The sequence below is a fragment of the Allorhizobium sp. GW101-3B10 genome (assembly GCF_059424725.1).
This window is the reverse complement of record NZ_JBWKZR010000001.1, coordinates 1,749,912-1,764,712: the sequence shown is the minus strand read 5'-3', so window position 1 is coordinate 1,764,712 and position 14,801 is coordinate 1,749,912. Positions and strand designations below refer to the sequence as shown.

The following is a 14,801-nucleotide window of genomic DNA, read 5'->3' as shown; positions in this document are numbered from 1 at the left end:
GAGAGGACAGCAAATGAGCAAGAAGCCGAACGATGTGGTGATCACCGGTATTGGCATCGTCACCTGCCATGGCACCGGCAAGGAGGCGCATCTTGCCCTCCTGTCTTCCGCCACGGCGCCGCCGCCGGTGCTGGAGACGGAAAAGTTCAAGCCGTACCCGGTCCACCGCCTTCCGGAGATCGACTGGTCGCAGCAGATCGCCAAGCGCGGCGACCAGCGGCAGATGGAGAACTGGCAGCGCCTCGGCGTCTATGCCGCCGGTCTGGCGCTCGATGACGCCGGCATGAAGGACGACCTGGAAGCCTGCGGATCGATGGATCTGATCGTCGCGGCCGGTGGCGGCGAGCGCGACATCGCGGTCGACAGCCTGATCGTCGACGAGGCGCTGAAGCGTAATGACCGCGAGCGCCTGCTGATCGAGAAGCTGACCACGGAACTGCGCCCGACGCTGTTCCTCGCCCAGCTCTCCAATCTCATGGCCGGCAATATCTCCATCGTCCACAAGGTCACCGGCTCGTCGCGCACCTTCATGGGCGAGGAATCAGCCGGCATTTCGGCGATCGAGACGGCCTTTTCCCGCATCCGGGCCGGCCAGTCGACCCATACCCTGGTCGGCGGCGCCTTCATCGCCGAGCGGGCAGACATCCTGCTACTGGTGGAGGGCATCCAGGCCCATTCCACCGGCGAATGGAAGCCCTTGTGGTCGCGGCAGTCGAGCGAGGGCGGCGGCATGGTCCTCGGCACGGTCGGCGCCTTCCTCATGCTGGAAAGCCGGGCCCATGCTGAAGCGCGCGGCGCCCACATCTATGCGGTTCTAGAAGCGGTCGAGGGCGACCGCGGCAAGCGGGACGACGGCGGACTGGAGAAGCGTCTTGGACGCTTGGCGAAGCTCGCCGGCGACGTGAGCGCCGCAGACACGGTGGTCTTCTCCGGTTCGAGCGGTCTGCATGACCTGGCGACGAGAGAACAGGCCGTGCTGGCGGAAAAATTCCCCGGCATGCCGGTCCGCGGTTACGGCGGCTCGACCGGCCACGGTCTGGAAGCCCAGTTCCCGCTCGGGTTGGCCCTTGCGGCGCTCGCCATCGATTCCGGCGCCAAGGTGCCGCCCTTCGATCCGGCGCACGAGGCCGCCATGATCGCGCCCGCCCGCCACGCCGTCGTGACCACGGTCGGCTATACGCGCGGCGAGGGCATCGCCTTCGTCTCGGCCGATGCGTGAGGAGTTGAGAGCATGACAGACAACCGTTTCAAGGACCATCTCGGCCGCCCGATCGTCGCCGTCACCGGCATGGGCGTGATCACCTCGCTCGGCCAGGGGCTTTCCGACAACTGGGACGCGCTGACGTCGGGCAAGTCCGGCATCCACTATATCAACCGCTTCGACACCGAGGGCATGTCGACCCGCATCGGCGGCACCGTCGACTTCATCGACATTCCTGCACCGAATTCGGTCGAGCGCTCCTATGCCATGGCGCGCGAGACGACGATCGAGGCACTGGCCCAGGCCGGCCTCACCGGCGACTTCGACGGACCGCTCTTCCTCGCCGCCCCGCCGGTGGAACCCGAATGGGCCGACCGCTTCGCCCTTGCCGAGCGCTCGCCGCCGGCCAGCCATCCCGGCGATGCCTATGAACGCTTCCTGGCCGCCATGCGGCAGAAGGCCGACCCGGTCTTCCTCGAGGCCGTGCAGTTCGGCTCGATCTCGGAGCGGCTCGCCGACCGCTTCGGCACGCGCGGCCTGCCGGTCACGCTGTCGACCGCCTGTGCCTCCGGCGCGACCGCCATCCAGCTCGGCGTGGAAGCCATCCGCCAGGGCCGCACCGACCGGGCGCTCACCATCGCCACCGACGGTTCCGTCAGTGCCGAATCGGTCATCCGCTTCTCGCTGCTGTCGGCGCTTTCGACCCAGAACGATCCGCCGGAAAAGGCCTCCAAGCCGTTCAGCAAGGATCGCGACGGTTTCGTCATCGCCGAAGGGGCGGCCACCCTGGTGCTGGAATCGCTGGAATCCGCCATCGCCCGTGGGGCGAACGTGCTCGGCATCGTCCAGGGCTGCGGCGAAAAGGCCGACCACTTCCACCGCACGCGCTCCTCGCCGGACGGCGGCCCGGCGATCGCCACCATCCATGCGGCGCTCGACGATGCCGGACTGCCGGAAAGCGCGATCGGCTACATCAATGCCCACGGTACCTCGACGCCGGAAAACGACAAGATGGAATACGGCGCCATGCTCGCGGTGTTCGGCGATCGCTTGAAGAGCATTCCGGTGTCGTCCAACAAGTCGATGATCGGTCATACGCTGACGGCGGCAGGTGCGGTCGAGGCGGTGTTCTCGATCCAGACCATGCTGACCGGCACGCTGCCGCCGACCATCAACTACACCAATCCGGATCCGGCGATGGAACTCGACGTAGTGCCGAACGTGAAGCGCTCGGCGGAGGTTTCGGCCGTGCTGTCGAACTCGTTCGGCTTCGGCGGGCAGAACGCCAGCCTTGTCATGACGCGAGAACCGGTCTAAGGCCAGCGCCATATGAGGGACGTCATCCTCGGCCTCGTGCCGAGGACCTCCAGACGTCGGTGAAATAGCGAAGGTCAGCAGATGCTCGGGACAAGCCCGAGCATGACGATGGACGTGGGATGACGTCTTCGCCAGCCTGGTGGACCTGGAAGGAACAGGAACTATGCGCGCACTGCAACTCGTCGAAGACCGCAAGCTCGAAATCGTCGATCTTCCGGAGCCGGAAGCGCCCGGCCCGGGCGAGGTCACGCTTCGCGTCAAGGCCGTGGCGCTCAACCACATCGACGTCTGGGGCTGGCGCGGAATGGCATTTGCCAAGCGCAAGATGCCGCTCGTCATCGGCGCCGAAGCGTCGGGCGTAGTCGAAGCGATCGGCCCGGGCGTCGGCAACATCCTGCCGGGCCAGCTCGCCGCCATCTACGGCGCGCGCACCTGCGGCCTGTGCAAGCCCTGCCGCGAGGGGCGCGACAATCTCTGCGAAAACGTCTCTGGCGTGCACGGCTTCCATCTCGACGGCTTCGCCCAGGAAAAGATCAACCTGCCGGCCCGCCTGCTCGTGCCGGCCCCTCCGGGCGTCGACGCAGTCGCGGCCGCCCTTGCTCCGGTCACCTTCGGCACGGTCGAGCACATGCTGTTCGACAATGCCAAGCTCGAGCCGGGCGAAACCATCCTCGTCCATGCCGGCGGTTCCGGCATCGGCACGGCGGCGATCCAGCTCGCCAAGAAGATGGGCTGCACCGTCATCACCACCGTCGGTTCCGACGACAAGATCGAACCCGCCAAGGCGCTCGGTGCCGATCATGTCATCAACTACCGCACCGACCGTTTCGAGGGCGTGGTGCGCAAGCTGACAAAGAAGAAGGGCGTTGACGTTGTCTTCGAACATGTCGGCAAGGACACCTGGGCTGGATCGATGTTCGTCCTGAAGCGCGGCGGCCGCCTGGTCACCTGCGGGTCGACGTCCGGCGTATCGACCGACATCAATCTGATGATGCTCTTCCAGCAGCAGCTGAGGCTTATCGGCTCTTTCGGCTGCCGCATGGAGAACATGGCCAATGCCATGCAGAAGATGGCGCGCGGTATCGTCCATCCGGTGATCGACACCGAGGTGCGGTTCGAGGATATCGACCGCGCCCTGTCGCGCATGGAGGGGCGGCAGGTGTTCGGCAAGATCATCCTGAGGATGGATTGAGCGTGAAGCTCTTCATCACCCGGCTTGTCCTCGCATCGCGCCGCTTTTCGCAATGGGCGGTGGCGCAGTTCGCCTTCGGCTTCCTCACGCTGTTGAAGATCTTCCCGGCCGATCCGGCGATCAATTTCGCCGACCGGCTGATGCGCTACGTTGGACCGATGACCAGCCGCCACCGTCTGATGCTGACCAATCTGCGCAACGCCTTTCCGGAGAAGAGCGAGGCCGAGATCGAGGCGATCGCGCTCGGTAGTTGGGGCCATATGGGGCGGCTGGCGGCAGAATATGTGTTCCTCGACCGCCTGTTCGATTTCGATCCGGAAAAGCTGGGCGAGGGGCGGATCGAGGTCTCTGGTATCCCGCTCTTCCTCGACCTGCGCGACAATCCACGCCCGTTCATCGTCTTTTCCGCTCATACGGGAAATTTCGAGCTGCTGCCGGTCGCCGGCGCCGCCTTCGGGCTCTACGTGACGGTGCTCTTCCGCCCGCCGAACAATCCCTATATCGGCGAGAAGGTGTTCGAGTTCCGCGCCAAGCGCATGGGTAAACTCGTGCCGTCCCATGCCGGCTCGTCCTTTGCCCTGGCGCGCCAGCTGGAAAACGGCGGCGGCGTCGGCGTACTTGTTGACCAGAAGTTCAAGAAGGGCGTGTCGACCAAGTTCTTCGGCCGCGACGTAAAGACCAATCCGTTGCTCGCCAAGCTGGCACGCCAGTTCGATTGCGACGTCTATCCGGCCCGCTGCATCCGCCTGCCGGGCAACCGATTCCGCCTGGAAATCGAGCCCCGGGTCGAACTGCCGCGCAATGCGGCAGGCCAGCTCGACGTCACCGCGACTGCACAACTCCTCAACAACAAGGTCGAGACCTGGGTACGGGAATATCCGGAACAATGGCTCTGGTATCACGACCGCTGGAACATCAAGCGCGAGCTGTAGGCGAGGCGGTGCTGACTTTTTTAGGTGCTTCGCGCGCGCCGCCTCGGCGCGGTTGCGGCGACCGGCCGCAAGTGGCTTGACTACTGCCAATTCCCTCTGTTTTTCAGGGTGTTCGCGCCCGTGGTGGCTTTGATACCTTAAAGTTAGGCGATTGAATGTGAGAATCATTCATGTTAACAGCCGCCTCATGCATCAAACGTCGGTGCGTGTTGCGATTGCACATCCGCCGACGCCGGTTTCTCCTCGTCGCGTTCACCAGGGCAGTTGTCAAAGTGGCATTCGAAGTCTCCTCCCATCCCAGTTTGCTGCCGCTCTTCGAGGCGGTCTCGCTGAAGAATTCGCAGCTGCAGCAGGCGATCCGGGTTGGTGACGATCATCTGGTCCGGCTGCTTGACCGGGAACTCGATCCGCTCATCGCGGCCGTCGTCGACTATCACGCCAGCGACATCGCCGAAATCCACATGCAACTGCGCTTCATTGGCAGCCTCATCCGCGAGGACGCCGATGACCGGTCCTGTGTCCAGCGCCATGCAGCCGTGCTGTCCATTCTTCTCGACCGGTATTTCGGCGACGTGCGGGAGCGCTCCGCTTCCTCCGTTCCGCTCGCCAACCTGGGAGCCAGGATGGACGGCGAGGACAATTATCTCAACGAATCGATCCTCAACAGCATGCCCGACAGGGTCGCGGTCGTGACCCTCGACTACCGGTTCCTGTACTGCAATCCGGCGCATGCCGAATGGCTGGGAGCCACCCAGCTCGATCTGGTCGGCCGCAATCTGTTCGAATTCGTCGATGATGCCCAGATCGCGCAGGACATCCGCCAGCAACTCGACCGGTGTTTCGCCGGCGAGCAATCGGAGGTCTGCTATTGGTGGCGAATCTCTGGCATGGGCATCGCCTTGCGAAGCCGTGCCGCACCCTTGCGCACGCCGCGGGGCGACGTGATCGGGGCCATCCTGACATTGCTGGAAGACCAGCGCTTGCCCGGGGACATCGCCGCCTGACAGGCGCCGGGTAGGGGCTCGCGCACGCCTGCCGACAGCCGTTTCCAGCGAATGATGGCGGGATTCAGTTGCAGCCGCTGATCCTGGCGTCTTCCGGGAGGTGCTGCAGCAGATATTCCCGCTCGAAAGCGATGTGACGCCGCATGCCCTCGAAGAAACCGCGCAGCATATAGCCGACCGCTTCCATGTTCACCGCGCTGCCTGAGCCGAGCTTCAAGAGCGCATCGGTGAGCTCTTCCGCGAAGCACTCGTCTTCGCAGTGCTCGAATTTCAGCCGGTCGAGGGTTTCGCGCAGGTGCTCGACATTCCGGCTGGCGGTTTCGAGCCAGGGAAACAGGATGGTTTCCTCGTAGTGGTGCACGCCCTTGATCAACGGACCCAGCGCCTTCGCGGCGTAGATGCATTTCTGCCGGTTGATGTTGGCGGGCAGCGAGTCGGCGATTTCCTCGAGTTCGCCGCAGAGCGACAGCTGCTCCTCATGGGCTCTGCGCAGCCAGGCGAGGGAGCGCTGGCACGGTTCCAGGGCACCGTCGGGGGGGAGCTGGTTCGCCGTCTCTTTCGGGTCGTTGCTCATCGATTTCGCCTGCATTTCCGCTCCTCCCGGGCATCCGCCGCCATTGAGATCGAAATCCGCCGGACAGGTTCGTGCCCAAAAACAGTCTCCCTCTCGGGATGCGCTGCGATGACGCATGGCGCCGAGGCTGCAAATCGCAGAATGGGAAGCTTGTATCTATGTTTCCGCAATTCAGTCGCTGCTTGCATTGATTTGGATCAAGGTGGATTGTGAGGCGGAATGCGAATTCTGCACGTGAGGCGGAAGGAATCTCCGGTGGGGTTTCCGTTCGTGAATGATCAGCAAGCGTTGGGGGATACCAACAATGAATTACACGTTAGAAACAATGGTGATGGCGGTCCTCGCCTTCGCCGCGCTGCTCGGGGTCGCTTTTGCCCAGGACAGCCTGTTCGCCGTCCACATGTGGGTGGCGTTCTTCGTGCTGACTGCTGGTACGATCGTCATGCTCCGTCGCATGAAGTTCGCACCGGCAAACGTCAAGTCTGCCGAGCAGATCAAGTCCGAATACTTTGACGAAGTCGTCAAGTACGGCGTGATCGCCACGGTATTCTGGGGCGTCGTCGGCTTCCTCGTCGGTGTCGTCGTGGCACTGCAACTGGCCTTTCCGGACCTCAACATCGAGCCGTGGTTCAACTTCGGCCGCATGCGTCCGCTGCACACGTCCGCCGTCATCTTCGCCTTCGGCGGCAACGCGCTGATCGCCACCTCCTTCTATGTCGTGCAGCGCACCTCGCGCCAACGGCTGTTCGGCGGTTCGCTCGGCTGGTTCGTGTTCTGGGGCTACCAGTTCTTCATCGTCATGGCCGCCACCGGCTACCTGCTCGGCATCACCGCAGGCCGTGAATATGCCGAACCGGAATGGTATGTCGACCTTTGGCTGACCGTCGTCTGGGTTGCCTATCTGATCACCTTCCTCGGTACGATCATGACCCGGCGCGAATCCCACATCTATGTGGCGAACTGGTTCTACCTGTCGTTCATTGTCACCATCGCCATGCTGCACATCGTCAACAACCTGGCGGTCCCGGTCTCGTTCCTCGGCGTGAAGAGCTATTCGGCCTTCTCCGGTGTCCAGGATGCGCTGACGCAGTGGTGGTATGGCCACAACGCCGTCGGCTTCTTCCTGACCGCAGGCTTCCTCGGCATGATGTACTACTTCGTGCCCAAGCAGTCCGGCCGTCCGGTCTACTCCTACCGCCTATCGATCATCCACTTCTGGGCTCTGATCTTCATGTACATCTGGGCCGGCCCGCACCACCTGCACTATACGGCTCTGCCGGACTGGGCGCAGACGCTCGGCATGGTCTTCTCCATCATGCTGTGGATGCCCTCCTGGGGCGGCATGATCAACGGTCTGATGACGCTCTCGGGCGCCTGGGACAAGATCCGCACCGACCCGATCATCCGCATGATGGTCATCGCGATCGCCTTCTACGGCATGTCGACCTTCGAAGGTCCGATGATGTCCATCAAGTCGGTCAACTCGCTCAGCCACTACACCGACTGGACCATCGGTCACGTTCACTCCGGCGCACTCGGCTGGGTTGGCATGATCACCTTCGGCGCCGTCTACTACCTGACTCCCAAGCTGTGGAACCGCAATCGTCTGTACTCCATGCGCCTGGTCAACTGGCACTTCTGGCTCGCTACCCTCGGCATCGTCGTCTACGCCGCCGTTCTGTGGGTTGCCGGCATCCAGCAGGGTCTGATGTGGCGTGAATACGATGAGCAGGGCTTCCTGGTCTATTCGTTCGCCGAATCGGTCGCCGCCATGTTCCCGTACTACGTGCTGCGTGCTGTCGGTGGTGCCATGTACCTCGTCGGTGGTCTCATCATGGCCTACAACGTCCTGATGACGATCCTCGGTTACGAACGCCAGGAAGCACCGATCCCCGGCTCCGTCGTACCCGCTGCCGCCCAGCCGGCCGAATAAGAAGGAAGGCTAACAATGTCCATTCTTGATAAACACCAAATCCTCGAGAAGAACTCCAGCCTTCTGCTCCTCGGTTCCCTGCTGGTCGTGACCATCGGCGGCATCGTGGAAATCGCACCGCTCTTCTATCTCGAAAACACCATCGAGAAGGTCGAGGGGATGCGTCCCTACTCGCCGCTCGAACTGGCCGGCCGCAACATCTACATGCGTGAAGGCTGCTATGTCTGTCACAGCCAGATGATCCGTCCGTTCAAGGACGAGGTCGAGCGCTACGGTCACTACTCGCTGGCAGCGGAGTCGATGTACGACCATCCGTTCCAGTGGGGTTCGAAGCGTACCGGTCCGGATCTGGCCCGCGTGGGCGACCGCTATTCCAATGAATGGCACGTCCAGCACCTGACCGAACCGCGTGACGTCGTTCCGGAATCGATCATGCCGAGCTACGCGTTCCTCAAGACGACGCCGCTCAAGGTTGCCAATGTCACGGCAAATCTGGAGACCAACAAGATCGTTGGCGTACCCTACTCGGATGACATGATCACAAACGCCGAAGCCGATCTTGCGGCCCAGGCGGATCCGAACGCGGATACGACAGCTCTGCTGGCTCGCTATCCGAAAGCCAAGGTCGGCGATTTCGACGGCAATCCTGCCGAACTGACGGAAATGGACGCGCTCGTCGCCTATCTCCAGATGCTCGGCACGCTCGTCGACTTCACCACCTATGATGACGCAACCGGCTATCGCTGAGGAGGGGCACATGGAAACCTATACGGCCATGCGCCACTTCGCGGACAGTTGGGGCTTGCTCGCCATGACCCTGTTCTTTGTCGGCGTTGTCGTCTTCACCTTCCGGCCCGGCGGCAAGAAAGTTGCTGACGAAGCGGCAAGCATCCCTCTCAAGGAGGACTAAGAGATGTCTGAAAAAGAAATCGATAAAATCAGCGGCGTCGAAACCACAGGCCACGTTTGGGATGGTATCCGCGAGCTCAACAATCCGATGCCGCGTTGGTGGGTCTGGACCTTCTATGCAACTATCGTGTGGGCGATCGGTTACACGATCGCTTACCCGGCCTGGCCGCTCCTGAAGGACAGCACCAAGGGGCTGCTCGGCTATTCCAGCCGCGCAGAGGTTGCCACTGAACTCAGCGATGCCAAGGCTGCGCAGTCGGTCTTTCTGGAAAAGATCGCCGCAATGCCGCTCGCCGAGATCGTCGCCGACAAGGACCTGACCCAGTTTGCCGTCGCCGGCGGCGCGGCAGCCTTCAAGGTCAACTGCTCGCCGTGCCACGGCTCGGGCGCAGCCGGTGGCATGGGCTATCCGAACCTCAACGACGACGACTGGCTCTGGGGTGGCGATCTGGAATCGATCAACACCACGCTTGCCCACGGCATTCGCTACGACAGCGATCCTGACACCCGCATTTCCGAAATGCCGGCCTATGCCGACATTCTGGATGCCGAGCAGATCAAGCAGGTCTCGGCCTATGTCGTCAGCCTGAGTGGTACGCCGGCAGATGCCGCCATGGTCGAGCCGGGCAAGACCGTGTTCGCCGAAAACTGCGCTGCCTGCCATGGCGAAGATGCCAAGGGCGGTCGCGACTTCGGTGCACCGAACCTGACGGATGCCATCTGGCTGAAGGTCAGCGACGAGGCCAGCATCGTCGAGCATGTCTCGCGTCCCAAGCACGGCGTCATGCCGGCATGGAATGCGCGTCTCGGCGAAACGACCGTCAAGCAGCTCGCCATCTACGTCCATTCGCTGGGCGGCGGCGAATAAGCCGGTCGACAGGTTCCGGCGGGGCGCCTCGCTGCGCTCCCGCCGGACGGTCGCTCAGAATCGAAACCACGCCTTCGGGCGTGGTTTTTTCTTGCGTCGGTGGCGTTTTGCTTCAGAGTCGCCGCATGGTGGGCCGCGGCAGGCCCCCTTGCTGCGCAAGAACGCCGCATCCGGCCCGATATAGCGCCTTTCCTATGCATTGCGACGCTTCGCCGCTGCTTGATATAAGTCAAGGCGAGGTATGGTGCCAGATGGGAGAAGAAGCGCTAAAAGAAGAGGTCCTGAAATGAATCTGCATGCTGACAAAGGAGCGGCGGGCGAACCCGTCGAAGTCGAACGCCATGAGGCCGAGCCGGTCATGTCGGCGAAGATCCGGCGGCCCCTCTATGAAGCACGCAAGAAGATCTTCCCGAAACGGGCCGAGGGCCGCTTCCGCCAGTTCAAGTGGCTGGTCATGCTCGTCACCCTCGGCATCTATTACCTGACGCCCTGGCTGCGCTGGGACCGTGGCGAATTCGCTCCCGACCAGGCCGTGCTGATCGACCTCGCGCACCGCCGGTTCTACTTCTTTTTCATCGAGATATGGCCGCAGGAATTCTTCTTCGTCGCGGGCCTGCTCGTCATGGCCGGTTTCGGCCTCTTCCTCATCACCTCGGCGGTCGGGCGCGCCTGGTGTGGCTATACCTGTCCGCAGACCGTGTGGGTCGACCTCTTCCTGGTCGTCGAGCGCGCGATCGAAGGCGATCGCAACGCCCGCATGAAGCTGGAAACCGCACCCTGGACCTTCGACAAGATCTGGAAGCGCGTGGTCAAGCATGCCATTTGGCTGGCGATCGCTGTGGCGACCGGCGGTGCCTGGATCTTCTACTTCGCCGATGCGCCGACCTTGGCGGTGGACTTCGCCACCGGCTATGCGGCGCCGGTCGCCTATATGACGGTCGCCGTCCTCACCGCCACCACCTATGTCTTCGGCGGCATCATGCGCGAACAGGTCTGCATCTACATGTGCCCCTGGCCGCGCATTCAGGCCGCGATGCTGGACGAGAATTCGCTGGTCGTCACCTACAACGACTGGCGCGGCGAGCCGCGCACGCGCGGCTCGAAGAAGGCGGCGGCGGCTGGGCTGTCCGTCGGCGACTGCGTCGACTGCAATGCCTGCGTCGCCGTCTGTCCGATGGGGATCGACATCCGGGACGGTCAGCAGCTCGAATGCATCACCTGCGCGCTGTGCATCGACGCCTGCGACAGCGTGATGGACAAGATCGGCAAGCCGCGCGGCCTGATCGCCTATGCGACGCTCGACGAGTACCAAGGCAACATGGCGCTGGCCACCGGCAATGGCGCGACCCCGATCGATCCGCGCAAGGTGCGCGATGCCGACGGCAAGTTCATCGACTCGATCCGCCATTTCGACTGGAGGATCATCTTCCGCCCGCGCACGCTGCTCTACATGGGCGTCTGGGCGGCGGTCGGTGTCGGCCTGCTCGTCGCGCTGCTGAGCCGCGACCGTCTCGAGGTCAACGTGCTGCACGACCGCAATCCGCAATTCGTGATGGAATCCGATGGCTCGATCCGCAATGGCTACACCGTGCGCATCTTGAACATGATCCCGCAACCGCGCAATATCAGCGTGTCGCTCGATGGTTTGCCGGATGCGACGATGAAGGTGAACGGTCAGGACGAAACCGCCGTGCGTTCGTTCTCCGTCGCGGCCGGTCCCGACGAGGCTACGACGCTCAAGGTCTTCGTGACCCTGCCGGCCGGTCGTCTGGAGCACCAGTCCGAGGACTTCGAATTCGTCATCAAGGATGAAGGCGGCGACGAGCAGGACACCTACGACGCAGTCTTCTTCGGCCCGGGAGCGAAAAAATGACCACACAGAGCGAGAAGCCGTCCTTCGTCTTTACGGGCTGGCACATGCTGGGGGCGATGCTGCTGTTCTTCGGCACCATCATCACCGTCAACCTCACCATGGCCTATTTCGCCACCTCGACGTGGAGCGGCCTTGTGGTGAAGAACACCTACGTCGCAAGCCAGGAGTTCAACGGCAAGGCCGCCGGAATCCGATCCATGCTGGCGACGGGCATCAAGGGCAAGCTGGAGGTCAAGGGCGATCGCATCCACTATGCCCTGACGCTTCCGGGCGACGAGCCGGTGATCGCCGACAAGGTGACCGCCCACTTCAAGCGGCCGGTCGGTGAGCATCAGGACTTCGTCGCCAAGCTGCAGCCTGCAGGCGCCGGGGTCTACGAGGCCTCGCACGAAGTCCTGCACGGTCACTGGATCGTCGAGGTCGTGGCCGTCAAGGATGGCCAGACCATCATGCACGAAGCGAACCGCATCGCGGTGATCGGAGAGGCAAAATGAGCTGCTGCGCGGCGGGAACCGAAGGCGCGCTCGACATCGAGCGTGCGGGCCATGCGCTTCCGACAGCGGAAGAGCTGAGGCTCGCCAGCCGGGATCTGGGGGAGGGGCTGCTGCAGACCGACCTCAGCGTGCCCGCCGTGCATTGTGGCACCTGCATCAGCACGATCGAGCGGGCGCTGCGCGCCCGGCCGGAAGTGGAGCGCGCCCGGGTCAATCTGTCGACCAAGCGCGTCTCGGTCGTCTGGAAGGACAAGGTCGGCGACGTCGAGACAGACCCGGTCGACTTCGCCCGGGCGATCGCCGCGACCGGCTATGAATCGCATCTGTTCACCGCGGCCGAGGAAGCCTCCGATTCGCTGCGCAACCAGCTGATCCGCGCCGTCGCCGTGTCCGGTTTTGCCGCGACCAACATCATGCTGCTGTCGGTTTCGGTCTGGTCGGGCGCCGATGCCTCGACGCGCGACATGTTCCACTGGATCTCGGCGATGATCGCCGCCCCCGCGCTGATCTATGCCGGCCGCTTCTTCTACCAGTCCGCCTGGAACGCCCTGAAACACGGCCGCAGCAACATGGACGTGCCGATCGCCATCGGCATCTCGCTCTCCTATTTCATCTCGCTGTGGGAGACGATCCACCACGGTGAGCATGCGTATTTCGACGCGACCGCGTCGCTCCTCTTCTTCCTGCTGATCGGCCGCACCCTCGACCACATCATGCGCGATCGCGCCCGCTCGGCCATCAGCGGCCTGGCACGGCTTTCCCCGCGCGGCGCCATGGTCGTCGGCGCGGACGGTTCGCGCGAATATCGTCCGCTGGACGACGTGCGTGTCGGCGATCGCGTGGCGGTGGCCGCCGGCGACCGCATGCCGGTCGACGGTGTGATCGTCACCGGCGCCAGCGACATGGACGTGTCGATCATCAACGGTGAAAGCGCCCCCCAGCAGGTCGCCGTCGGCGATGCCGTGCAGGCGGGCACCCTCAGCCTCACCGGTTCGCTGGTGATCGAGGCGACCGCGACGGCCAGGAACTCCTTCCTCGCCGAAGTCATCAACCTGATGGAAGCGGCCGAAGGCGGACGCGCGCGTTACCGCCGCATCGCCGACCGTGCGGCGCAATTCTATGCGCCGGCCGTTCATCTGACCGCGTTTCTGACCTTCTTCGGCTGGGGCTTCTACGACGGCGACTGGAAGCATGCGCTGCTGGTGGCGGTGGCCGTGCTGATCATCACCTGCCCCTGTGCACTCGGCCTCGCCGTGCCGGTGGTGCAGGTCGTGGCGGCCGGCCGCCTGTTCAAGGCCGGCATCATGGTCAAGGACGGTTCTGCCATGGAGCGGCTGGCCGAGATCGACTCCGTCGCCTTCGACAAAACCGGCACGCTGACGCTGGGCCGGCCGCGCCTCATCGACGCCGCGGCGATCGATGCCGGGGCCTTCGCCATTGCCGCGGGCCTTGCCCGGCATTCGCGCCATCCCCTGTCTCAGGCCCTGTGGCGTGCGGCAGGCGTGGCGCCGCGCATGATCGACGCCGTGCGGGAAATCCCCGGCGCCGGCATCGAGGCGGAGACAGCCGAGGGCGTTTACCGCCTCGGCAGCCGCAAGTTTGCCTGCGCGGAAAGGGCCGGCGAGACCGGCGACCATGCCTATTCCGAAGTCGTCCTGTCCCTCGACGGACGCGAACTGCAATCCTTCCGCTTCGAGGACACGCTGCGGCCGGGCGCCGAAAAGGCGATCGCATTGCTGAAGGGCGAGGGCTTCTCGGTCGGCATTCTCTCGGGCGACCGCGCAGGCGTCGTCGCCGCGCTCGCCCAGCGCCTTGGCATCGCCAACTGGAAGGCCGAACTCGCGCCCCGCGACAAGGCCGAATTCTGCGCCGCGGTCGAGGCCGAGGGCCACAAGCTGCTGATGGTCGGCGACGGCATCAACGATGCCCCGGCGCTCGCCGCAGCCCATGTCTCGATCGCGCCCGCAACGGCCGCCGATGTCGGCCGCCAGGCCGCGGATTTCGTCTTCATGCGGCAGAATCTCGATTCGGTCGCTTTCGCCATCGAGGCCTCGCGCCGCGCCGGCCGGCTGATCCGCGAGAACTTCGCGCTGGCCATCGGCTACAACGTCATCGCCGTGCCGATCGCCATCCTCGGCTATGCGACGCCGCTGATCGCCGCCGTCGCCATGTCGACCTCGTCGATCATCGTCGTCGTCAATGCGCTGCGCCTCAATCGGCTTTCCCTCAAGGATGATGCCGGCTCCGGCCAGCCGGTCGCGCCCGCCCGTTTCGTCGCGCCGGACGCCAGGCTCGCCTCATGAACATGCTGATCTACCTGATCCCGATCGCCCTTTTCCTCGGTGGTCTCGGGCTGTTCGCTTTCCTCTGGTCGCTGAAGAGCGGCCAGTATGACGACTTGGACGGGGCCGCCTGGCGGGTGCTTTCCGACGACGACGACAAGCCGGGCGACTGAAACGCTTCAGTAAATTTTGATGGCGGTCAAGTTTTCGCGGCTTGTCGGC

14 protein-coding genes are annotated in these 14,801 nt (G+C 63.7%); 13 read left to right on the top strand and 1 reads right to left on the bottom strand.

The window, feature by feature from the left end; all coding sequences use genetic code 11:
- Positions 1-13: 13 nt before the first annotated feature.
- The 5 genes from AC07Y0_RS08480 to AC07Y0_RS08460 all read left to right on the top strand — a co-directional run bounded on the left by AC07Y0_RS08480 (position 14) and on the right by AC07Y0_RS08460 (position 5,646).
- A complete protein-coding gene (locus AC07Y0_RS08480) occupies positions 14-1,219 on the top strand; it encodes a beta-ketoacyl-ACP synthase (RefSeq protein WP_498676305.1) in 1,206 nt (401 codons plus the stop codon).
- 12 nt (positions 1,220-1,231) lie between these two features.
- Complete coding sequence (locus tag AC07Y0_RS08475; RefSeq protein ID WP_498676304.1) at positions 1,232-2,518, top strand: beta-ketoacyl-ACP synthase; 1,287 nt, start codon at positions 1,232-1,234, stop codon at positions 2,516-2,518.
- Between the two features lie 163 nt (positions 2,519-2,681).
- Positions 2,682-3,710: a zinc-binding dehydrogenase gene (locus AC07Y0_RS08470; protein WP_498676303.1), complete on the top strand. Its 1,029-nt coding sequence runs from the start codon at positions 2,682-2,684 to the stop codon at positions 3,708-3,710.
- 2 nt (positions 3,711-3,712) lie between these two features.
- Positions 3,713-4,642, top strand: a complete 930-nt coding sequence (locus tag AC07Y0_RS08465) for a lipid A biosynthesis lauroyl acyltransferase (RefSeq protein ID WP_498676301.1) — start codon at positions 3,713-3,715, stop codon at positions 4,640-4,642.
- Between the two features lie 272 nt (positions 4,643-4,914).
- Positions 4,915-5,646, top strand: coding sequence for a PAS domain-containing protein (locus AC07Y0_RS08460; RefSeq protein ID WP_498676300.1), 732 nt, complete (start codon positions 4,915-4,917; stop codon positions 5,644-5,646).
- Between the two features lie 64 nt (positions 5,647-5,710).
- Here the strand turns inward: AC07Y0_RS08460 and AC07Y0_RS08455 are convergent, their stop codons facing one another.
- Positions 5,711-6,235, bottom strand: coding sequence for a hemerythrin domain-containing protein (locus tag AC07Y0_RS08455; protein WP_498676298.1), 525 nt, complete (start codon positions 6,233-6,235; stop codon positions 5,711-5,713).
- A gap of 289 nt (positions 6,236-6,524) precedes the next feature.
- Between AC07Y0_RS08455 and ccoN the strand changes: the two genes are divergently transcribed.
- The 8 genes from ccoN to ccoS all read left to right on the top strand — a co-directional run bounded on the left by ccoN (position 6,525) and on the right by ccoS (position 14,752).
- Positions 6,525-8,153 (top strand): cytochrome-c oxidase, cbb3-type subunit I, encoded by a 1,629-nt coding sequence (gene ccoN, locus AC07Y0_RS08450; protein WP_498676297.1) that lies wholly within the window; start codon positions 6,525-6,527, stop codon positions 8,151-8,153.
- A 15-nt stretch (positions 8,154-8,168) separates the two neighbouring features.
- Positions 8,169-8,900 (top strand): cytochrome-c oxidase, cbb3-type subunit II, encoded by a 732-nt coding sequence (gene ccoO, locus AC07Y0_RS08445; protein ID WP_498676295.1) that lies wholly within the window; start codon positions 8,169-8,171, stop codon positions 8,898-8,900.
- Between the two features lie 10 nt (positions 8,901-8,910).
- Positions 8,911-9,063, top strand: a complete 153-nt coding sequence (locus AC07Y0_RS08440) for a CcoQ/FixQ family Cbb3-type cytochrome c oxidase assembly chaperone (protein WP_028735117.1) — start codon at positions 8,911-8,913, stop codon at positions 9,061-9,063.
- A gap of 3 nt (positions 9,064-9,066) precedes the next feature.
- On the top strand, positions 9,067-9,930 hold the full coding sequence (ccoP, locus tag AC07Y0_RS08435) for a cytochrome-c oxidase, cbb3-type subunit III (protein ID WP_498676293.1): 864 nt from the start codon (positions 9,067-9,069) through the stop codon (positions 9,928-9,930).
- Positions 9,931-10,216: 286 nt separating this feature from the next.
- Complete coding sequence (gene ccoG, locus AC07Y0_RS08430) at positions 10,217-11,803, top strand: cytochrome c oxidase accessory protein CcoG (RefSeq protein WP_498676291.1); 1,587 nt, start codon at positions 10,217-10,219, stop codon at positions 11,801-11,803.
- Positions 11,800-12,297, top strand: coding sequence for a FixH family protein (locus AC07Y0_RS08425; protein ID WP_498676290.1), 498 nt, complete (start codon positions 11,800-11,802; stop codon positions 12,295-12,297). Before ccoG ends, AC07Y0_RS08425 begins: the two co-directional genes overlap by 4 nt.
- Entirely contained in the window at positions 12,294-14,600 is a 2,307-nt protein-coding gene (locus AC07Y0_RS08420) for a cation-translocating P-type ATPase (RefSeq protein ID WP_498676288.1), read from the top strand. The genes AC07Y0_RS08425 and AC07Y0_RS08420 overlap by 4 nt, the downstream gene beginning before the upstream one ends.
- Positions 14,597-14,752, top strand: coding sequence for a cbb3-type cytochrome oxidase assembly protein CcoS (gene ccoS / locus AC07Y0_RS08415; RefSeq protein WP_084638408.1), 156 nt, complete (start codon positions 14,597-14,599; stop codon positions 14,750-14,752). Before AC07Y0_RS08420 ends, ccoS begins: the two co-directional genes overlap by 4 nt.
- Positions 14,753-14,801 lie beyond the last annotated feature (49 nt).